Genomic DNA, 20749 nt, shown 5'->3' with positions numbered 1-20749 from the left:
ACGACGGAAAATCGAGCAGTGGTAATTACTCGATCCGAAGCCCGCTCTTCGGGTCGAACGCCTTCATCGCGTTCGTGTCGAACTCGAGGCCGTACTGCTGGCCGTTTCCGCGGAACTTCGGCGGCGTCACGACGGTGAGCCGTCCCAGCGGCGTGTCGAAGAGGCTGTGCGTCTGATCGCCGAGCGTCTCGTCGAAGACGTGTTCGCCGGTGAGTCCGTCGTCGGCATCCGAGGAAACCGAGATGTCCTGTGGTCGAATACCGATTCGAACGTTTCCGTCTTCGTACTGGGCTAACGCCTCCGAGGTGGCGATTTGATAGGCCGTATCTCCGATCGACAGATCCATCGTTCCGTTCTGTCGAGAGACGTCGGCGTCGAAGAACTCCATGTTCGGTCGACCGATGAACTCCCCGACGAACGACGATTGTGGCTCGTCGTAGACCTCCCTCGGCGTCCCGACCTGCTCGAGTTCGCCGTCGTTCATCACGGCGATACGGTCGGACATCGTCATCGCCTCTTCCTGATCGTGGGTGACGTACATCGTCGGACAGCCGACCTTCTCAGTTACTTCGGCGAACAGCGGCCGCAATTCGTGTTTGAGCTTCGCGTCGAGGTCGCTCATCGGCTCGTCGAACAGGAACATCGCGGGCTCCCTGACGATGGACCGCCCCAGCGCGACGCGCTGTTGTTGTCCCCCGGAGAGTTCGCTCGGGTGTTTCTCGAGTTGATCTTCGATCTGGAGCATCTCCGCGGCATCGCGAACTCGTTCGCTGCGCTGTTCCTTGCTCTGGCCCTCGAGTTTCAACGGGTAGCCGATGTTCTCTTCGACCGTCATGTGTGGGTACAACGCGATGTCCTGGAAGAGCAACGCGATTCCCCGCTGCTGGACGGGGTAGTCGGTAACGTCGTGTTCGCCGAACATGACCGTGCCGGAGGTCGTGCTCTCGAGGCCGGCGACGCAGCGAAGCGTCGTCGTCTTCCCACAGCCCGATGGGCCGACGAGGGTGATGAATTCGCCGTCCTCGATGGTGAGGCTGAAGTCGTCGACGGCGACGAGCGATCCGAATCGTTTCGTGAGGTTCTGAATGGTGATTGCTGCCATGATTTTGTTGTGTTAGTGTGGTTGTGTCGATTGTGTCGTGTGATCGTCTGTTCGAATGACTGTGCTCAGAGTGCGCGAATCTTGAAGCCCTTCAGCAGGTACGACTGGAGGAAGAACGCGAACAGGAGTGCGGGCAGTGAGACGAGGAGGCTCACGGCCATGAACTCAGGCCAGCCGGTTTCCCACGAGGAGTGAAACAGTCGGAAGATCCCCGGCGGGAACGTCGTCGCCGAATCGTCGGGCATGAGGATGTACGCGAACGTGAAGTCGCCCCAGGCGATCGCGAACGCGAAGACCGAGTTGGCGATCATCGCCGGTTTCGTCTGCGGGACGATCACGTCGAGGAAGCCACGCCACCTCGGCGCGCCGGCGACCCACGCGGATTCCTCCATCGAGGCCGGGATGGTCTGGATGTACTTCCACATCAACCAGACGGCGAACGGCATCGACATCGCGCTCAGTGCGAGGATGAGGCCGACGTACCTGTTCAGGAGTCCGAGCGTATCCCAGATGAGGTACAGCGGAATCGCGAGGACGATCGGGCTGAACATGTAGCCGACCAGCAAGAATCGCGCCGTCTTGACCTTGTGTTTGTAGTTGAACCGGGCGAGGCCGTAGCCCGCGATCAGGGAGACGACGATGACGGTCACGACGACCCCGATCGTGACGATGACGCTGTTCAAGAGGTAGCGACCGACAGTCGGGTTGAAGATCACGTCGAACTGCTGGACCGTGAAGATGTCCGGCGTGGGGAAGAACGTAATCCCCTCTTGGAGCCCGAGACGGGTCTTGAACGCGTTCTGAGCCATCCAGTAGATCGGGAAGCCCAAAATTACGAAGAGGACGGTCATACTGCCGTAGAGTCCCGTTCGGTAGATGAGGCTCCGGTAGGTGTGCGAGAGGCGGAACGAGCGGCCGAGGGACGGTTCGTCAGGCGTGTCGTCTCCGCCGGTCTGGGTACTCATGTTTGGACCTCCTGGCTCGGGTTCATGTGTTTCAAGTAGAGGATCCCGCTCACGAGCAAGAACAGGAACATAACGATGGCAACAGCGTTACCCATTCCGTACGCGCCGAGTTCGAACGTCTCCCTGTAGGCGAGAATCGGCATCGTCGTCGTCGCACTTCCCGGTCCGCCCTGGGTCAACTGGTAGATGATGTCGTACTTGTTGAACATGAACACCGCGCGCAGGAAGATCACGACCAAGATCGCTCCGTAGAGTCGAGGCAGCGTGATGTCGCGGAACATCTCCCAAGTCGTCGCCCCACAGACCTTCGCGGCCTCGTAGAACCGGTCTGGAATGGACTGCAACTGTGCGAGCGTGAACAGCGTCACGAACGCCGAGAACTTCCAGCTACTGATGAGGATAACCGCCGTCATCGAGAGGCTCGTGTTCCCGAGCAAGTAGTCGTCCCAGAGACCGAGTTGCGTCCCCGCCGCGTGGAGTACCCCGTCGTAGGGATCCAGCATGAACAAGAACACCATGGTGACGATGATCGTCGGGATCAGATACGACGTGAACACGAGCGTGCTCAGCAACCGACTGCCGCGCGATATCTTGTTCAAGACGAGTGCCATCCAGACGCCCACGACCAACTGGATCACCGTCGAACCGACCATGAACACGAAGCCACGCCACATCGATCCCCAGAACCGATCGATCTGGAAGACCTCGATGTAATTGTCGAGCCCGACGAACTCCCACTGTGGGTTCAAAAGCGGCAGGTTGTGTAACGATGCGACGAACGCGAAGCCGATCGGTATCAGTGCGACGAGCGTGTAGAGGACCAACACTGGCAGGATCGTCAACCAGCCCCAGAAGTCCTCCGAGGTAATTTCGAACCCGCCGATCGAAATCCCGTCGTCGTAAAAACGACGTGACTGGTCGACAGGCTCCATGTCGGTTGCCATGCCAACACTATACACAAGGTAATTGTTAACATTTTCGCCGAATCGCATCTGTCTCGAGTTTTATTCGCGCACTGGAATCTGAGTCTATTGTGCTGGTCGTTGCAACAGCTCCCACAGAGAGCAGACGCAAAAATGAGTGTCGAGTCGAGACACCGTGTCAGATCCGGCTACGGCGGCTACGGCGTCGGCTTTACCGTCGCGTACGACCGCACGCCGTCTCGAGTGACGTGTTCGACGCGGCCGCGGCGCTCTAACGTCCCGAGTGCGCCGAGAGTGTCGAGGAGTTGGGCGGGATAGCGAACCTCGCCCATTCGGTGGCGCGTGATCTCCATCGGCGTGGCCGGCCCCACGGTCACGATCGCTTCGTGCGTCTCGGCCGTGAGCGACTCGAGTTCGTTGCGCGTGAACTCGATCGTCTGGTCGAAATCCGTGAACACGGGCCCGTGGCCGGGGAAGACGCTGTCGAACGAGTACGGCTCGAGGCGATCCAACGCGTCGTGAAACGCGTCGATCGCCTCGTAGGCGCCGTGGTCGATCCCGACGTGGATCGCGCCGGAACGAAACGGCTCGATGAGTGCGTCGCCGCTGAACAGGATTCGCTGGTCACCGATCGTCGTCGCGAGACTCGCGTGATGGAGCTGGTGGCCGGGGGTGTGAACCGCCTCGAACTGGAGGCCCCCGACGGTAAACGCCTCGCCGAACTCGAAACCGACCGCCTCCGTCGGGGCGAGGAGCCGACGATTTCGCTGCAACGAGTCTCGCGCGCGTTCGATCTCGCGTTCGATCGCCTCTCCGCGGTAGCCAGCGGATTGTCCGACCTCACTGACGCCCGCGGCCAACTCGTCGCCGTCGCGCTCGAGTCGCTCGAGGACGGGTTGGGGCGCGTAGATGGTCGCACCGGCCTCCCGAAGCAGGGGGACCTGTCCGATGTGATCGCTGTGGGGGTGGGTGACGATGACTGCCTCGACGTCCGAGGGGGCGTACCCCTTCGTCGCGAGGGTCTCACGGATCGTCTCACTCGCGCGGTCGCTTGGATCACCCGCGTCGATCACGATTGGCGCGTCAGCCTCTATCAGGTACGCGGCGGCGTGTTTGGGCGGCCACTCGATGTCGAACTCGAGTCGGGTGATGGAGGCGACCGACGGCTCGGTCTGTTTGGTCGGCTTGGACATCGCTCAGATGAGTTCTCGAGCGATCGTGCGCTTTTGGATCTCGTCGGTTCCTTCGAAGATGCGAAAGACGCGAGCCGAGCGGTAGTTGCGTTCGATCGGGAGTTCCTTCATGAAGCCGGCACCACCGTGGACCTGCATCGCGATGTCGGCGGCGTCGTTGGCGAGTTGTGCTCCGCGAAGCTTCGCCATAGACTCCTCTTTGCGTGCGCGCTCGCCCTCGTCCATCTTCCAGGCGGCGTAGCGATAGAGCTGTCTGACCTGCTCGATGTCAGTCGCGAGTTCGGCGAGTTGGAAGGAGACGCCCTGTCGGTGTCCGATCGGTTTGTCGAAGGTCTCTCGCTCGCGGGCGTACTCGACGGACATGTCGAGGAGGAACTGCGCCGTGCCGACGGAGCCAGCGGCGATGTTGATTCGGCCGCCGCCGATCCAGTCCATCGCCGACTGGAAACCGCGGTCGACCTCGCCGAGGACTTTGTCCTCGCCGACGCGACAGTCGTTGAAGTACAGTTCCGAGTGCGTGCCGGGGGTCATTCCCATCGAGCGGTGGATCGTCCCGACTTCGAAGCCGGGGTTGTCCGCGTCGACGAGGAAACACGTGATCCCGCCGAGGTCACCATCTTCGCCGCTCGTTCGCGCGAAGACCATCACGAAGTCCGCGTAGGGGCCGTTCGTGATGAAGCACTTCTGGCCGCTAATCACCCACTCGTCACCGTCTTTCTCGGCGGTCGTGTCCATGTAATGGGCGTCGCTACCGTGACCCGGCTCGGTGAGTGCGAAACAGGTCGTGATCTCACCGTCCATCAGTGGCTTCAGGTACTCTTCGCGCTGGTCTTCGTCGCAGGCGAGGAGAATGGGCGTCGGTCCGCCTGCACCGCCGAAGATCGCACTGTGAAAGCCCGGCGGTCGGTTCGACATGTGCTCGCCGACGATCGCTCGAGTGAGGATATCGACGTCACCGCCACCCGCTTCTTCCGGCATCGTCATCCCGTAGAACCCAGCCTCGACCGATTTCTTCCGGATGGTTTCGACGATATCTCGATATTCGGGCACCTGTCGGTGATTCTCGTCGACGATGTGTTTCTCGTAATCCGGGCCGAGGAACTCCTCGTACTCGCTCTCGAGTGGGGAGACTTCCTGATCGATGAAATCGTCGAGCGCTTGGGTAATCTGCACTGCCTCGGACGGTTCGCTAAAGTCCATATCCTATATGACAGAACCGACTACATAAGTGTTATCGTGGCTCACAGGCCGTCGTCGCGCCAATTGGTGCCCGGTTTCGGGGTGTTTTGTGATTACGCCGTTCGACAGAACAGAACAATTATAGCGCTCTCTCTGGAACTATTGGTATGACAATCCAGGGCACGGACGAGGTGGATCGGGTTCAAGCGGTCGTCAAGACGCTCGACATCCTCGAGGCACTCTGGCAGGCCGAAGGCGCAGGCGTTACCGAACTGACCGAGCGAACGGGGCTCCCCAAAAGCACGGTACACGCTCACTTGACGACACTCTCTTCGAAAGGGTACGTCGTTCAGGACGGAACCGACTATCGTCTGAGCCTTCGATTCCTCTCGTTTGGCGAGCACGTCAAACACGCCGAACCACTCCACGCTGCGTCCGAAACCCCTCTCGAAGACCTCGCCGAGTGGACCGGTGAACGAGTGCTGTGTTCGACCGTACAAAACGGATTAGGAACGATCATCCGCGCGTGTGATGGCGAACGCTCCGTTTCCTCGAGTATCACCGTCGGGACGCCGACGTACCTCCACTGTTCTGCGGGTGGAAAGGCGATGCTCGCCCATTTCGAATCCCACCGTGTGAGTCGGATCGTCGAGGGGTGGGGCCTCCCCGCGTTCACCGAAGAGACCATTACGGACCGGGAGACGCTGGAAATCGAACTCGAGACGATTCGCGAGACCGGCATCGCGTACAGCCACGGCGAGTACTTGCCCGGTATTAGCGCCGTCGGTGCCCCGGTACTCTCGAACGAGGGGGAGGTCCACGGCGCGATTACGGTCGCCGGCCCACAACACCGCCTCGAGAACGAGTGGGAACACGACGAACTGCACAACCAACTGCTCTCGGCGGCGAACACCGTCGAAGTCAACCTCTTGTTCTCGGAGTAAACCACCCAACGGCGAAAGAGCGCGAGTGTTCGGTTGGGTTGAACGGCTCATCGAATGCGCGAGAATAGAATTGTTCGAGCACGGCGGCCAATTGACGGAAATCATCGAAATACTCCCGTTCGACCGATACGAACACAGCCACCCATTACAAATATATGTCTGTAATTGTACCGTCAGTCTATCGGCACCCGCGTCAGCCGATAGTCTTACTGTGTCGACCGCCGAACCGGCGCGGATTGCAACCGACCGAGTACACCGAACTTTCCGCCCGTAACCACAACGCTTGTATCGGCGGCTTCTGTCTCAGTTGGTATGGGCGAGGACGAGAGCGGGCGACGACGAACGAAAGTCGAACGCATCATCGACGAGTACGGACTCGAGGAGTGGGGCGCTCGCCTCGAGGCGGAGTGGATCGGTGACGGAACGGAGCGAACGAGTCTGCGCGACCTGGCCGACCTGTTCAACCGGGCCGTTCTCAGGGCTGCACTCATCGATGCGGGCGAATCCGTCACCGACGCCGACGTCGGTCACCTCTACGAGACGCTGACGGACGACAGCGTCCCCCGGTCCGACACCGTCCGAAAGCGCCGTGACCTCGAACGATCCGGAATCGACGTCGAGGCGCTCCAGTCACACTTCGTCACGCATCAGGCGGTCCACACCTACCTGACGTCCGTCCGCGACGCTGCCCTCCCCGACGAAGACCCGACCGACCGCCTCGAGCGAAAGCGGACCACGATCGAACGCCTCTCCGGCCGGACGCAGGTCGTCACGGACGCCACACTCGAAGAACTGGTGACCGCAGACCGGCTCACGGACCGCAGCTACGAGGTGTTCGTCAACGTCCGCGTCGTCTGTGAGAACTGCGGCTCAGACTATCCGATCGTCGACTTACTCGAGCGAGGCGGCTGCGATTGCGAGCCGGCGGGTAGCACCTGACCGGAACGAAACAGCCGCGATCGATGATGGCGACAATTCGACAGCAGTCGCCAGTCGATACTATTTTTTACTCCGACAGACAACGAACCCGTGTGTCACCACCTGAGTCAGTTACGTCGTCGATCACTGTCTCCGCCGAGCGAATCGGCGGGATCGATTCCACCGAGGTTACGCTGGAACCCGGTGTGAACGTCCTGACTGGCCGGAACGCGACTAACCGAACGTCGTTTCTCCAGTCCATCATGGCCGCGATCGGTAGCGACCGCCCGTCGCTGAAGGGCGACGCCGAGTCGGGCCACGTCGAATTAGCTCTCGACGGCGAAACCTACACTCGCACGCTCGAGCGCCACGACGGTGCCGTCCGATTCGACGGCGATCCGTACCTCGAGGACGCCGAACTCGCCGATCTCTTCGCGTTCTTACTCGAGTCCAATGAGGCTCGACAGACCGTTCGACGGGGCGACGACCTCCGCGAGTTGATTATGCGACCGATCGACACGGACGAGATCGAAGCCGAAATATCGCGACTGGAATCCAGAAAGCGAGAGATCGACGACCGACTCGCCGACCTCGACGATCTCGAGTCCGAACGGCCGGCTCTCGAAACGCGACGGCAGGCCATCGAAGACGACATCGAAGCCAAAACTGAGCGACTCGAGGAACTCGAATCGGAACTCGAGTCGTTCGACCTCGATATCGACGCGAGTCGAGAGCAACGCGCAGACATCGAGGAGACTGTCGCCGACCTCCAGGACGCGCAGTCGACGCTCGACTCGATCGAGTACGAACTCGAAACCGAACGCGAGAGCAAGGCCGAACTCGAGGCCGAACGCGAGGAGATCGACGACCAACTCGAGGCCGTCGACGACGATCTCGATTCACCGGAGCACCTCGAGGGGCGTGTTCAGGAGCTTCGAAACCGAAAACGCGCACTCGATACGACGCTGAACGAACTCCAGAGCGTCATCCGGTTCAACGAGGACCGACTCGAGGAAGACGGACTCGACCTCGAGATCGAGCCAAACGGCGACACCGGTGCAGGCTCCGATACAGACGGTGACGTCACCGACCAACTCCTCGAAGAGTCGAGCGACGTCGTCTGTTGGACCTGCGGATCGTCGGTCGAACGCGAACGCATCGAAACCACCGTCGAAAAGCTTCGATCGCTGCATCAGGCCAAACTCGGCGAGCGAAACGACCTCCAATCCCAGATCGACGAACTCTCAACGCGCCAGCGCGAACTTCGCGAGCGCCGAGATAATCACCGAGAACTCGAGGACCGTCGGTCCGCCGTCGAGGAGGAACTCGAGCGCCGCGAGTCGCGGATCGACGATCTCGAAACCCAACAGGCCGAACAGCGCGACCGCGTCGAGGAACTCGAGGAGGAAGCGGAGACGCTCGAGACGGCAGATTACGGCGACGTCATCGAAACCCACCGTGAGAGCACCCAACTCGAGATGGAAATCGAGTCCCTCGAATCGGAGTACGACGACGTCCACTCCCAGATCGACGAGATCGAGACGAAACTCGAGGAGCGAGCGGACTTCGAAGCCGAACGCGAGGAGATCGACGACGAACTGACCGACCTTCGAACCCGCGTCGGCCGACTCGAAGAAAACGCCGTCGACGCGTTCAACGAGCACATGGACTCGATTCTCTCGATCCTCGAGTACGGAAACATCGAGCGGATCTGGATCGAACGACGGGAGCGCTCCGTTCGCGAGGGCCGTCGAAAAGTCACGAAGACTGCCTTCGACCTCCACGTCGTCCGCGCGGCCGACGACGGGACGACCTACGAGGATCGCATCGACCACCTCTCGGAGAGCGAACGCGAGGTGACCGGATTGATCTTCGCCCTCGCGGGCTTCCTCGTCCACGAGGTCCACGAGGCCGTCCCAACTGTGCTCTTGGACTCACTCGAGGCGATCGACTCCGATCGCATCGCCGATCTCGTCGCGTACTTCGAAGAGTACGCCGACTGTCTCGTCGTTGCTCTCCTTCACGAGGACGCACAGGCCCTCCCCGACTCGCACACGTACGTCACCGAGATCTGAACGCGGCGTCGACTGTTGTCTGGCCTTCCCGTTCGTACACCAACATCGAAACGTACGTCGACGGATCGTCTCGAGTCCATTCACCGATTCACTAACTTATGATAGACTCAGTATGATTCAGAGAAAAGGCCTCGTTCCTGATATGTACTGCATAGGCGGAGAGGAATTGCCCCTATATTGTGGTAAGATGGGAGTACAAGTTATAGATTTGCCTGTGAATGATGGTTAGTAGTCACAGACTACCGCAGATACTCGCCCAGTTTTGTATACTTCCGGAATCATCGTATGTGGTTGTCAGCCAGTAGTTATTACGCCCCATATATGGAAGAATACAACGATAGTTGAGAAAGAGAGGAGTTAGGACTGAAAGTGCAAGGTGAGTAACAAACGACTGTCGCCTCGTCGTGAGACTCACGACCGAAGTCTGTTCTCGAACAATGCTGGCAAGACAATTCATGGTTGTGCCGATCCAAGCACTACGTGGGATGGGAGTAGTGACACGGCTTCGGGTACTCGTACAAAACGAGGCTGAACTCTACGAGTGTCGAAACTGCGGGACGAAATTCGACGCCGAGCCAGAGGCGTGCCCAGCGTGTGACTCGAGCGAAATCGCTCACTACGTATTTTGATACGGCCCGTCGACGCGATAAATCACCGTTGGAGTCCGTTCGTTCTCGAGCGACCGTTCTTGTAGGTCGGTCACGAACGAGTGGATATGACGAGCGACGATCGATACAAACTCTACGGCGTCTACCTCTCGCCGTCGACCGTTGATTCTCTCGCGAAAGCGCTCTACGACGACGCGGGCGTCGTTGACCTCGAGACGTACTTCGAGGAGAGTCAGGACGCCGTCCCCGTCGGCGATCCGGGTGCCGATGCGACCGACGAACTCCTTCAGGCCGTTCTCGAATCGTTCGCGCCGTTGTACGATCGCGCGGCGTTCGACGCGGCACGCACCGTCGATCCGAACGCGTTTTCGCTCGTTCACCTCGCGGCGAAACCCCGCCGAATTTCCGAGTTACGCGAGCGCTTTCAGGCTGCGGCGACGATCCAAGAGAGTGATCTTCGGACGGTACAGACGGCGATTCTCGCCGCATACCTCGAGACCGATCCGAGCGAGTAGCCGTTCGGTCACTCCTCACCGGGGTTTCGGCGCTCGATCATCCCCAGACCAATCCAGGAGATGACGACGTCGCCGTCCTGGGTTCGGCCCTCGAGGAAACTGTCCACGTAACCGCGTTTTGGGTCACTTTCGGAGACGCGTTTGTCGATGACTTCCGAGCGAATCGAGAGCGTGTCTCCGGGACGCACTGGCTGTTTCCAGCGCAGTTCGTCGACACCGCGGGCACCCATCCCCGCTCGCTCCTGAAGCGGGCCGTCGACGAGCATCCGCATGCACATCGACGCCGTGTGCCATCCCGAGGCGACCAGTTCGCCGAAGGCGGAGTCTTCCGCTGCCTCCTCGTCGGTGTGAAACGGCTGTGGATCGTATCGTTCGGCGAAGTCGACGATTTCCTCTTTCGTGACGTGATACTCGCCGAACTCGGCAGTGTCGCCAACCTCGATATCCTCGTAGTATTGCATCGCTCGCTACTGTGTTCGACACGACAATGAGCGTATGGGAAGGCGAACCCGCTTGCAGACGATCACTCGAGCGCGACGATCGTCACCCAGTGGTCGGGATACGCGGCTTCGTGGTCGTTCGCGTCGCTGCTCGCCTCGATCCAATCGGCACACTCTCGCTCGAGGTGACAGCTGTCGCAGTGCAATTCGTATGCCATACGGGAACGTACGGCAGTAACGATTGTAAGCGTTCGTTGTCCTGAACCCTGATTTTCACACTGGCAATCACTGCGACGATACCGAATTTCCGAGGCGTCCTCACTCTCCCTCGAGTACACCCGCTCGCTCGAGTTCGTCTCGAACGATGGCGCGGATCTCGGCTTCGCTCCGAGTCGTTTCGGTCCGTGCCGTGGCAACCTCCTCGTTCAACGCTGCAAGGCGGTCGAAGACATCCTCGAGTTGGTCGTAGGCGCTCTCGTGGTCCGTCTCGAACTGTTCGGGAGACAGCGTTGGCGTCTCCGGAGTCGCCCCACGGTCGACGGCGATCGGCGTCAGTCGTCGACTACGGGTTACGTTCTCGACGCTTTCGACGTTCTTCGCCAGATGGGGGCCGAGGTGTTCCTGCGCGTAATTCGGACCGTGGATCAGCGCGATCGTCTCCGGGTCGGCCGTCCGTGCGAACTCGAGTAGTCCGTGTTGGGCGGCATGGGCGCTGAGGCCGCCGACGAGAGACACCCACTCCGCTGGAATCGTCGCTCTGGTCACCAGTTCGCTCGAGTTCTCGGCGGAGACCCAGGAGACGTTCTCGGCGCTTGGCCACTCGGTTCCGAACGGATCGGCATCGACGGTGAACTGGATCTCTTCGGCACCGGCATCGACCTGGTTCTGGATGGTTCGCCCCGTCGTCCGCGTCGCCTGATAGCCGGTGAGCACGATCGTCGCCGAGTGGAATCTGGCCGCGATCTCGAGGAGGTATCTCGGCGAGTTACCGCCGGTGAGCATGCCCGAGGGGGCGACGATGATCGGAATGTTTCCGCCAGCAGTTGGGTCAGCGTCCTCGAGAATTGCCCGCCGGTCCGCATCACTTTGCGGAAATTCGGTGTGTGGCGGAGAGAACGGCGTCGTATCGCCGCTCTCCGTCGCGCGATTCGCGATCGACTCGTCCACGTAGTCGGTGTTTCTCACGTACTCGTGGTAGATTTCGGTGGCCTCCTCCGCCATCCCGTCGACGACGAGTCGCACGTCGTCGCGCAGGTCACTCGCAAGCGTGTGCAATCGATCGGCGAACAGTAACTGAAGCGTCTGGGCCCGGCCGACGCCGAACGTCGGAACGAGGACCGGTTCGTGGTTGTTCAGCGCGCGTTCGACCGTTTCGTAAATCGTCGATTGCGCGTCTCGGAAGGCTGTATGGCTATGCGTCGCGCCGTAGGTCGACTCGAGCAACAACAGATCGGCCTGTGGCGGCGCCGCGAGATCCGGCAAGTGGCTCGCCCTGTCGCCGATATCGCCCGAAAAGACGACGCGATAGCCGCCGGTCTGCAGGGCGAGCCACGCCGAACCGAGGAGGTGAGCGGCGTTTCCGAACTGGAAGACGATCGGATCTTGCACGACGGAGTCCGCGACGGCCTCGAGCGTTCCACCGCCGTAGTCGACGGCTTCGAACCGCTCGAATATCCCGTCGACATCCTGTCGCGTGAACTCCTGATCTCGCTTCGTACGGGTGGTCTCGCGTCGGTGGATCTTCAGCGAGTCCGTCAGAAGCGTCGTCGCGAGGTCGACCGTCGGCGGCGTCGCGACGACCGGTGCGTCGTCCGCGAGCAGGCCGCGGGCCTCGAGCACCGGTAGGCCGCCACAGTGGTCAATGTGCGCGTGGGTGAGAAAGACAGCATCGACGGATTCTGGCTCGAGGCCACGAAAATCGGGAAACGCGTCGCCATCCCCTTGATTCAATCCACAATCGACGAGGTAGGTCCCGGAGACGGTATCGACCTGATAGCAACTTCGGCCGACCTCGCGGTCGCCACCCCGCGGCGTCACGACCATCGGGGTGTCCGACGACGGGTGAATATCGGCGTGCTCGAGCGGGTCGAACTCGGGACCCGTATCGGCCGGAATCCACGGCCTCTCCGAATTCAGTTCTGACATACCGATACTGTTGGCCACGATTCATTTGGAGTTTCTGGTATCAGAATTATAATGTGAACTGAATTCGGGGTAAATCATGCCTGCAAACGAATCGTGTATGGGAAGTGAGTACTCGAGTCTCCGTGGTGAGCTCGAATCCCAGTACTAATTTAGACGAAACACTTCTGAAAGTCGACTATTATTAACTAGGTCAAACTCTATTTGGGTCGTCGGGAACTTTTCTACTAAAAGGCGGCATTAGATCGCTTCTAGCTATATTTCGTGTTATTATCTCCGAGACCATGGATCGATGTGTATCGAGATAAATCAGGTATCGGATTACTTTGTCAGGCGCGGATGAAGGTGTATAAGAGACGGCGAAGAGTCGATATTTTTATCATTCTTTCGCACTCGAGAAGCAGAATTGGATTAGAACTGGGTTCGCTCGGAGACGACGGCCTCGAGCAAACCTTCTTGTCCTCGAACTCGTCAGTCATCATATGAAGACGCGGGACCTGGACCAGGTCGACTTCGAACTCAAAGAACGGGCAATCGACGAGGCACCCGTCGGCATCACGATCAGTGACCCGGACCGGCCGGATAATTCGCTCGTTTACGTGAACGAGTCCTTCGAACGACTCACCGGGTATGCGGCCGAAGACGTCCTCGGGAAAAACTGTCGGTTTTTGCAGGGTGAGGATACCGACCCGGAGGCCGTTAGCGCGCTCAAAGACGGTATCGAGCGCGCTGAACCCGTCACCGTCGAACTGCTCAACTACCGCGAAGATGGCGACCCGTTCTGGAACGAAGTCACCGTCGCACCGCTTCGGGGCGAGACCGGCGACGTCACGAACTACGTCGGCTTTCAGGTCGATATCACCCAGCGCAAGGAGGCCCAACTCGCGCTGGCGGCCGAGCGCGAACGCCTCGACCGTCTCGTCGATCGAATCAACGGCCTGCTCGCAGACGTCACCGAACTCCTGATGCACGGGGTCGACCGAGAAGAAACCGAACAAGCCATCGTCGAGCGAATCGCCGCGACGGAGTCCTACGCCGCAACGTGGATCGGCGAACCGGATCTCGCGACGAACACTCTCGAGACCTCCACGCACGCCCACTTCGACGACTCCCTCGAGGACCTCAGTATCGGTCTCGACGGTGACTCCCCGATAGCTCGAGCGTTCTCCCAGGAAACGGTCGTCCTCGGCTCTCTCGAGGACCAACCCGGGTTTCGACTCGAGCGCGACGCCGGACGGTTCGCCGCTATCCCCCTCGTTTACGGCGACGCAACCTACGGCGTGCTGGTTGTCGTCGGGACCAACACGGACGCGCTGGACGAGCGCGAACTGGTGGTTCTCGAGTCGGTCGGTCGAACCATCGCGACGGCGATCAACGCAGCCCAGAGCCGGCGCGGACTGACAGCAGACGATCTCATCGAGCTCGAGTTCACGATCACCGACGAGTCGTTCTTCCCGGTGGCGCTCGCCGACACCTGGGACACTTCCCTCGAGCTTCGTGGCTCCGCAAAAGGCGGTGACGGTCGTTTACACCTATTCGTCGACACCTCCGAGGGCGACGCGGTGAGCACCGTCGAATCCACACCCACGCCAGAACATCTCGAGTCGGTGACGCGGATCGGTGGCGGTGAAACCCCACTGATCGAACTCGAACTCGCACCCGGATCGGTCGTCGACCACCTCGCCGAACGCGGCGCGGAAGTGCAGGCACTGACGGCCGAGCCCGGCGTCGCAGAACTCGAGATTACCGTGCCCGCCGAAACCGGCGGTCGGGTGATCCTCGAACTGCTCGAGGATCGATACGACGGGCTCGAACTCGTGGCCTACCGGGAACGTACGCACCGCCCGACGACCCCCAGCGCGTTCGAGGCGACGCTGGAGGACCGACTGACAGACCGACAGGCGACGGCGCTTTACAGCGCGTTTTACTCGGGGTACTACGATGATCCCCGCACGACGACTGGTAATGAACTCGCGGCGTCGATGGGCGTCTCTCGACCGACGTTCCACCAGCACCTCCGTGCAGCCGAACGAAAGCTTCTCACGGCCGTTTTAGGCTGAAGTCTCTCCAGTACTTACTGGTAAGGTATCGGTGATACGGATCGAGGGTCGCTACGTGAGGGTACGCAACCACCATGTCTACGCCATCGTCTCACCGGGCTACCGCGGAGTCCATCCATCGACGCACCGGGAAAACGTTCCACCTCGCGACGCGGCTTCTCCCCGCGCGAACGCGGGGCCCGACCCACGTCCTGTACGCGTTCTTTCGCGTCGCGGACGAAATCGTCGACGATCCCGAACCGGAGTCGACGACGGCACAACGCCGCGAACTCGAGGCACTTCGCGCCGAAGCGCTCGGCGAACGCGATCCGACGAGCGACGTGATGAAGGGATTCGCCGCCGTCCGCAACGAACACGACCTGGATCATCGTGAGATCGAGATATTCCTCGACGCCATGGCGATGGACCTCGAGCGAGCCAGATACGACACGATCGACGACGTCGACGATTACCTTCGTGGCTCTTCGGTCGCAGTCGCGTACCTGTTGACCGACGTCTTCGCCGCCAATCTCGACCCAGCCGCTCACTCTCAGGCGGCCGCGCTCGCCGAAGGATTCCAGTTGACCAACTTCCTTCGAGACGTTCGCGAGGACGTCCGGAAGTACGACAGAATCTACCTCCCTCGCGAGGTCCTCCACCGTCACGGCGTCACCGTCGACGATATCGAATCGCTTCGGTTCGACGACGGCGTCGCCGCGGTGATCGAAGACGAACTCGAACGCACCGAATCGCTCTACAGGAACGGCGTCGCCGGCATCCCCCACCTCCCAGAAGACGTTCAGTTCGGCGTCCTCCTCGCCGCCGTACTGTACGCCGAACACCACCGACTCATCCGCCAGAACGGGTACGACACGCTCTCGAGTCGGCCGTCGCTCTCGAGACCCCGACGACTCGCCGTCACCGCCCGAACGTGGTATCACTGGCGACGAACACGAGACCCGGAGGCCGTCTTCGAGGCTGTCAGCGCGATTTCACCGGGCGATCCTGACGCAGCCGATTCCGACTCGAGCAGCCGGGGTGAGACCACGCAAGTGACGAACGCGGGATCGACGCAATCAGAATCGAACTTCCCCCGACCGATGCACTCGGCCCGCCGTACCGTCGGTCGCATTCGAGCCTACTTCGGAACGAGGTCAGAATGACTACGGAGCCGTGGTCGGCCCCACCGAACGCTCTCGAGGGAAACTCCGTCGTCATCGTCGGCAGCGGGTTCGGTGGGCTCTCGACGGCCGCCCATCTCGCAGCGGCAGGTGCGTCCGTCACCGTCCTCGAGAAGAACGACCAACTCGGCGGCCGCGCGAGCGTCCTCGAGCGCGCCGGGTTCCGATTCGATATGGGCCCGTCGTGGTACATGATGCCCGACGTCTTCGAGCGATTCTTCGCCGCATTCGGGCGCGAACCCGCCGATTACTACGCTCTCGACCGACTCGATCCCCACTACCGGATTTTCTGGAAAGACGGCGATCGATTCGACGTCACACCAGACGTCGAGGCCACCAAAGCCGCGTTCGAATTCTACGAGGACGGTGCCGCTGACGCACTCGAGGACTACCTCGAGCGCTCGAGGGAAACCTACGACATCGGGATGGAACACTTCGTCTACACGAACCGGCCGCAGTTTCGCGACTACGTCGATTGGAACGTCCTGAAAAACGCCCGCGGACTCGGCTTGCTCGGCTCGATGGACGATCACGTGTCGTCGTACTTCGACCACCCGAAACTCCAGCAGGTCGTCCAGTACTCGCTCGTCTTCCTCGGCGGGTCGCCGTCGAACACCCCCGCACTTTACAACCTGATGAGCCACGTCGATTTCAACGTCGGCGTCTACTATCCACGAGGGGGAATCGCAGCCGTCGTTGACGGAATCGTCGACCTCTGCACCGAACTCGGCGTCGAATTCCGAACCGGATACGAGGTTCGAGAGATCGCGCCCCAGCAAACTGGGTTCAACCTCGAGACGTCGGCCGGGCACGTCGACGCCGACTTCGTCGTCAGTAACGCCGACTACGCCCACACCGAACAATCACTCCTCGAACCCGAATCTCGGCAACACGACGAAGCGTATTGGGACGCTCGAACCTACGCACCGTCGGCCTTCTTGCTCTACCTCGGCATCACCGGCGACCTCGAGGACATCGCCCACCACACCCTCGTGCTCCCGACCGACTGGGACCCCCACTTCGGGACCATTTTCGACGACCCGGAGTGGCCCGACGACCCAGCGTACTATCTCTGTGCGCCGTCGGTCACCGACGACACCGTCGCTCCGGACGGCTGTAGCGCGCTCTTCGCGCTCGTCCCCATCGCCCCCGGTCTCGAGGACGACGAGGAGATCCGCGACGCCTATCGCGACTTCCTCCTCGACGATATCGCGGCCAACACTGGCGTGGCCCTTCGGGACCGTCTCCTCGTCGAGGAATCGTTTTGCATCTCCGACTTCGCGACTCGGTACAACGCCCGCGAAGGGAGCGCGCTCGGTCTCGCTCACACGCTCCGCCAAACCGGGCCGTTCCGTCCGGGTCACCGTTCGTCCGCACTCGAGGGGCTGTACTACACCGGCGCGTACACGACGCCCGGCATCGGCGTGCCGATGTGTCTTATCAGCGGGCAACACACCGCCGACGCGCTCATCGCCGACGTTGCCACCGAGACACCGACGATATGACTTCTCGAGCGCTTCTGGTTCGATCACGACCACGTTTTTGGCTCTACCTCGCCGGTCCCGTACTCGTGGGTGCCGTCTATGCCGCCGAGTCGGTTGGTGGGCTGTTCACCCCTACGGTGCTCGTCCTGTTCGGGTACTTCCTGGTCCCCGCGAATCTCTTCCTCTACGGTATCAACGACGTTTTCGACGCCGATGCCGACCGCAAAAATCCGAAAAAAGCCGACCGGGAATCACGCTACCGTGGCGACGCCGCGACTCGCTGGTCAGTCACCTTGTCGTTCGCACTCGGCTTCGCGCTGTTGGCGATCACCCCGACCGTCGCTGCCCCCTGGCTTCTCGGGTTCCTCGTTCTCGGGGCGGCCTACAGCGCGCCGCCGCTGCGTCTCAAAACCCGTCCACCCCTGGACTCGCTCTCGAACGGCCTCTATATCCTCCCCGGTGCGACAGCGTACGCCGCGGTCGCCGGAACGACACCGCCCGCCCTCGCACTCCTCGGGGGATGGCTCTGGGCGATGGCCATGCACACGTTCTCGGCCATCCCGGACATCGAACCCGACCGTAGGGCGGGCATCGAAACCACCGCAACCCGTCTCGGTGGGCACCTCGCGACGGTCTACTGCGGTTCGGTCTGGGCACTCGCTGCGGGCGTGTTCGCACTCCTCGACCATCGACTCGGGCTGTTGATGCTGGCGTATCCGATTTTGCTCGCCGGAATCACGCTGGGCGAGGTGGACCTCGAGCGAGCGTACTGGTGGTATCCGGCAGTGAACGCCAGTATTGGCATGGTGTTCACACTCGGCGGATTGTGGGCATTGCTTTGTGGGTAGGGTAACCAACAGAATCAAACAAATAAGATGGGTTCCAGCAAGACGGTGATCAGAAGTTGTAGTGCCAACTAGATCGAGTTGTACACTGATCGAACAGCTAACGTGTGGTTAGATAGACTCTATCTGATAGTATTTTCTACGGCTCGAACAGGTTCTTGTGCGCTCATATCTAAAAACGCGAAATTTTATTTTTATTGGATTATAAATCAACATGGTGTATCGATATACGCCAAATGAAATCGACCACAAACGGGCACATCATCAGGCAGTCATTCAAGGTGTCGACGACTTGGATGTCAAACGAATTGGGAACTTGGGGGAGCTTGCATTCGAACAGTTCTGTCGTGAATATCTGCCAGTCGAGATGTGGGAGTGGAAGAACGAAGAGGCAATTAGACGGTGCAACTCCGAAAGTTTCTCGGGGCATGACTTTGAGGTCTTCGGCTACAAGGTTGACGTCAAGTCGTCGCGAGACGTCTCTGCATTCCTCCCGGAGTCACTCGTAGAGCGTGATCCAGACGACGATATCGTCGTGATGGTCTGGCACCGAGACAACGAAGACAGCCTGATGTTGCTCGGGTGGGAGCGACTCGAGACGCTCAAGTCGAAGGTCGAGTCCGAAGCGGCGTACTCGGGGGAGTCACCGGAGAAACTCGACCATCTAGCGGCCCGACCGATGAACGAACTGATCGACCTCGGTCCGAACACAGCCCACATGAATCAAAAGCCCGAGAACCCGTTTAAGCCGGGTGATCGTGTCGTGAAAGCTGGAACCGACGAGCCGTCGGTAGGCGTCGTTATCGAGGTGATGCCTCCCGAGAAGAATACCGGTGCGTACGGCCAAGAGATGGACGGAGAAGCCGTTAGCGTTGCGTTCCCGAGTTCGCTTGACGAGGGGCCGGCAGAGTGGCGAGAGTATCACCCCGCCATCCTCGCGTCGTACTGTGTCGATACCGATATCAAACTTTGGCGGTACAAACACGAGAATCTCGAGTTCGCTTCGAACCCCTACGTACCGGGTGACTGCGTGATCAAGACGAGCCACGACGATCCGAATACGGCCGTAGTGGTCGAGAGTGAAACCAGTCAGAGTAGTGATAAAGTCACGGTCGCATATCTGGGTGACTTCGACGAGACGGACGTCTGGCCGTCGAAGTTGGCAGACCACTGTGCGGAGAACGGAATCAAGTGCTACACGTACGAGTGTTCGGAACTCGAGTTTTCTATAGACAAATAAACACCTAGTGGAACGCCCGTAGCTGAGAGGGAATACTACTCTCCGAGTTATACCAGATACTGTGATTTTGAGCGGTTGACTAACGTGGAAATCACAACTGATACGCTTTTTGAGGATTCGTCTTCATTGACAGCAGATTCTGGTTCTTCTTCGCTACGTTGGACAGTGCTGAAGAGATCACTACCGATACGAAATCCATCTGGAGGTTTTCTCGACGATTTTTCAGCTTTCCAGACCATACCACCTCGTTCCCGGCCACGTACGACCACCCCTCTGGAGTTCGGAATCTTTCCGTATACCTAGAATCCCAATACTCGCCTCTAACTGCCTGCTCTAATTCTGCTGTACCCGTGATTTCGGAGAGCGACTCATCATCATGGTTCCGATAGAGAACTCTTGGATCGCCTCGTCACAGTCACCACCTTCGCAAAGCTGTTTGACCTGTCGAACTGGTTTAGATACAACGAATCATGGCTTCCGTGCTTCTGTTGTGGATAGTCGTCGGGTTGGCCGCCGTTGAGATCCTACCGCTGTAGTCGAAGGAACCGTCGGACGTCATCCGAACCCGACGTGTCAAAATAGTCTTGCAAATTCGTTCGACTCGATCTGGACTCAGGTTTCGAACGGTGGCGAGGTGTTCTACACCAAGACTGCAGACGCCCGCCCTACTCCCGTCTTCGTGCAGTCCCACAGCGAAAACGGAATTGAACGTATCTGCTTGTCGGCGAGCGTGGAGGTCCTTCAACTGCTGTTCGGTCGGCCGTTCCTCCGTGGTTGTACGGACAATTCCAACGTACCTAGTCCATTACCGAGGAAACATTCAGATTCGAATTTATTTTGTTCGTCGGCCCAGGTGAATCTGTCTCGGCCCGAGAGAAATGAACGCAGTGTTGAATGTGATATTGTTGTCCTGAATACATTGCTCAAGGGATAGCAATGGATGTCAAACGGCATTT

General features: G+C 60.0%; 17 protein-coding genes. 9 read left to right on the top strand and 8 right to left on the bottom strand.

Annotated features, from left to right (window positions below; all coding sequences use genetic code 11):
- Nucleotides 1-25 precede the first annotated feature (25 nt).
- The 5 genes from BB347_RS07100 to BB347_RS07080 form a co-directional block, all read right to left on the bottom strand.
- Nucleotides 26-1102: an ABC transporter ATP-binding protein gene (locus BB347_RS07100; RefSeq protein WP_076582291.1), complete on the bottom strand. Its 1077-nt coding sequence runs from the start codon at nt 1100-1102 to the stop codon at nt 26-28.
- Between the two features lie 65 nt (nt 1103-1167).
- Complete coding sequence (locus BB347_RS07095; protein ID WP_076582289.1) at nt 1168-2067, bottom strand: carbohydrate ABC transporter permease; 900 nt, start codon at nt 2065-2067, stop codon at nt 1168-1170.
- Nucleotides 2064-3011: a carbohydrate ABC transporter permease gene (locus BB347_RS07090; protein ID WP_076582288.1), complete on the bottom strand. Its 948-nt coding sequence runs from the start codon at nt 3009-3011 to the stop codon at nt 2064-2066. Before BB347_RS07090 ends, BB347_RS07095 begins: the two co-directional genes overlap by 4 nt.
- Before the next feature lie 176 nt (nt 3012-3187).
- Entirely contained in the window at nt 3188-4183 is a 996-nt protein-coding gene (locus tag BB347_RS07085) for an MBL fold metallo-hydrolase (RefSeq protein ID WP_076582286.1), read from the bottom strand.
- Nucleotides 4184-4186: 3 nt separating this feature from the next.
- Nucleotides 4187-5383 (bottom strand): acyl-CoA dehydrogenase family protein, encoded by a 1197-nt coding sequence (locus BB347_RS07080; RefSeq protein ID WP_076582285.1) that lies wholly within the window; start codon nt 5381-5383, stop codon nt 4187-4189.
- A 146-nt stretch (nt 5384-5529) separates the two neighbouring features.
- Here BB347_RS07080 and BB347_RS07075 point away from each other — a divergent pair, with 146 nt between their 5' ends.
- From BB347_RS07075 to BB347_RS07060, 4 genes are all read left to right on the top strand, one after another.
- On the top strand, nt 5530-6306 hold the full coding sequence (locus BB347_RS07075) for an IclR family transcriptional regulator (RefSeq protein WP_076582283.1): 777 nt from the start codon (nt 5530-5532) through the stop codon (nt 6304-6306).
- Between the two features lie 312 nt (nt 6307-6618).
- Entirely contained in the window at nt 6619-7245 is a 627-nt protein-coding gene (rdfA, locus tag BB347_RS07070; RefSeq protein ID WP_076582281.1) for a rod-determining factor RdfA, read from the top strand.
- 92 nt (nt 7246-7337) lie between these two features.
- Nucleotides 7338-9299 carry an archaea-specific SMC-related protein gene (locus tag BB347_RS07065; RefSeq protein ID WP_076582517.1) on the top strand — a complete coding sequence of 654 codons (1962 nt, stop codon included), beginning with the start codon at nt 7338-7340 and terminating at the stop codon, nt 9297-9299.
- Between the two features lie 715 nt (nt 9300-10014).
- The gene (locus BB347_RS07060) at nt 10015-10422 is read left to right on the top strand and encodes a hypothetical protein (RefSeq protein ID WP_076582279.1); all 408 of its coding nucleotides are present in this window, start codon (nt 10015-10017) and stop codon (nt 10420-10422) included.
- Between the two features lie 8 nt (nt 10423-10430).
- Here BB347_RS07060 and BB347_RS07055 read toward each other — a convergent pair whose 3' ends face one another.
- From BB347_RS07055 to BB347_RS07050, 3 genes are all read right to left on the bottom strand, one after another.
- A complete protein-coding gene (locus tag BB347_RS07055) occupies nt 10431-10883 on the bottom strand; it encodes a MaoC family dehydratase (protein WP_076582278.1) in 453 nt (150 codons plus the stop codon).
- Between the two features lie 62 nt (nt 10884-10945).
- Nucleotides 10946-11080, bottom strand: coding sequence for a hypothetical protein (locus BB347_RS19775; RefSeq protein ID WP_257787638.1), 135 nt, complete (start codon nt 11078-11080; stop codon nt 10946-10948).
- A gap of 100 nt (nt 11081-11180) precedes the next feature.
- Complete coding sequence (locus BB347_RS07050) at nt 11181-13007, bottom strand: MBL fold metallo-hydrolase (RefSeq protein ID WP_083687757.1); 1827 nt, start codon at nt 13005-13007, stop codon at nt 11181-11183.
- 479 nt (nt 13008-13486) lie between these two features.
- Here BB347_RS07050 and BB347_RS07045 point away from each other — a divergent pair, with 479 nt between their 5' ends.
- From BB347_RS07045 to BB347_RS07025, 5 genes are all read left to right on the top strand, one after another.
- Entirely contained in the window at nt 13487-15064 is a 1578-nt protein-coding gene (locus tag BB347_RS07045) for a bacterio-opsin activator domain-containing protein (protein ID WP_076582276.1), read from the top strand.
- Nucleotides 15065-15138: 74 nt separating this feature from the next.
- Complete coding sequence (locus tag BB347_RS07040) at nt 15139-16206, top strand: phytoene/squalene synthase family protein (RefSeq protein WP_076582275.1); 1068 nt, start codon at nt 15139-15141, stop codon at nt 16204-16206.
- A complete protein-coding gene (locus BB347_RS07035) occupies nt 16203-17729 on the top strand; it encodes a phytoene desaturase family protein (protein ID WP_076582273.1) in 1527 nt (508 codons plus the stop codon). The genes BB347_RS07040 and BB347_RS07035 overlap by 4 nt, the downstream gene beginning before the upstream one ends.
- Entirely contained in the window at nt 17726-18556 is an 831-nt protein-coding gene (locus BB347_RS07030) for a prenyltransferase (RefSeq protein WP_076582272.1), read from the top strand. Before BB347_RS07035 ends, BB347_RS07030 begins: the two co-directional genes overlap by 4 nt.
- A 214-nt stretch (nt 18557-18770) precedes the next feature.
- A complete protein-coding gene (locus tag BB347_RS07025; protein WP_076582514.1) occupies nt 18771-19793 on the top strand; it encodes a hypothetical protein in 1023 nt (340 codons plus the stop codon).
- Nucleotides 19794-20749 lie beyond the last annotated feature (956 nt).

The sequence above is a fragment of the Natronorubrum daqingense genome, from assembly GCF_001971705.1.
Lineage (GTDB): Archaea > Halobacteriota > Halobacteria > Halobacteriales > Natrialbaceae > Natronorubrum > Natronorubrum daqingense.
The sequence above is the reverse complement of the archived record's forward strand: the minus strand, read 5'-3'. Positions and strand labels throughout refer to the sequence as shown.

Excerpts from the sequence above, each read along its gene's own strand:
- BB347_RS07035 (WP_076582273.1), top strand. The coding sequence starts at position 16,203 with ATGACTACGGAGCCGTGGTCGGCCCCACCGAACGCTCTCGAGGGAAAC.
- BB347_RS07075 (WP_076582283.1), top strand. The coding sequence starts at position 5,530 with ATGACAATCCAGGGCACGGACGAGGTGGATCGGGTTCAAGCGGTCGTC.
- BB347_RS07030 (WP_076582272.1), top strand. The coding sequence starts at position 17,726 with ATGACTTCTCGAGCGCTTCTGGTTCGATCACGACCACGTTTTTGGCTC.
- BB347_RS07080 (WP_076582285.1), bottom strand. The coding sequence starts at position 5,383 with ATGGACTTTAGCGAACCGTCCGAGGCAGTGCAGATTACCCAAGCGCTC.
- BB347_RS07040 (WP_076582275.1), top strand. The coding sequence starts at position 15,139 with ATGTCTACGCCATCGTCTCACCGGGCTACCGCGGAGTCCATCCATCGA.
- BB347_RS07100 (WP_076582291.1), bottom strand. The coding sequence starts at position 1,102 with ATGGCAGCAATCACCATTCAGAACCTCACGAAACGATTCGGATCGCTC.
- BB347_RS07055 (WP_076582278.1), bottom strand. The coding sequence starts at position 10,883 with ATGCAATACTACGAGGATATCGAGGTTGGCGACACTGCCGAGTTCGGC.
- rdfA (WP_076582281.1), top strand. The coding sequence starts at position 6,619 with ATGGGCGAGGACGAGAGCGGGCGACGACGAACGAAAGTCGAACGCATC.
- BB347_RS07085 (WP_076582286.1), bottom strand. The coding sequence starts at position 4,183 with ATGTCCAAGCCGACCAAACAGACCGAGCCGTCGGTCGCCTCCATCACC.
- BB347_RS07060 (WP_076582279.1), top strand. The coding sequence starts at position 10,015 with ATGACGAGCGACGATCGATACAAACTCTACGGCGTCTACCTCTCGCCG.
- BB347_RS07050 (WP_083687757.1), bottom strand. The coding sequence starts at position 13,007 with ATGTCAGAACTGAATTCGGAGAGGCCGTGGATTCCGGCCGATACGGGT.
- BB347_RS07045 (WP_076582276.1), top strand. The coding sequence starts at position 13,487 with ATGAAGACGCGGGACCTGGACCAGGTCGACTTCGAACTCAAAGAACGG.
- BB347_RS19775 (WP_257787638.1), bottom strand. The coding sequence starts at position 11,080 with ATGGCATACGAATTGCACTGCGACAGCTGTCACCTCGAGCGAGAGTGT.
- BB347_RS07090 (WP_076582288.1), bottom strand. The coding sequence starts at position 3,011 with ATGGCAACCGACATGGAGCCTGTCGACCAGTCACGTCGTTTTTACGAC.
- BB347_RS07095 (WP_076582289.1), bottom strand. The coding sequence starts at position 2,067 with ATGAGTACCCAGACCGGCGGAGACGACACGCCTGACGAACCGTCCCTC.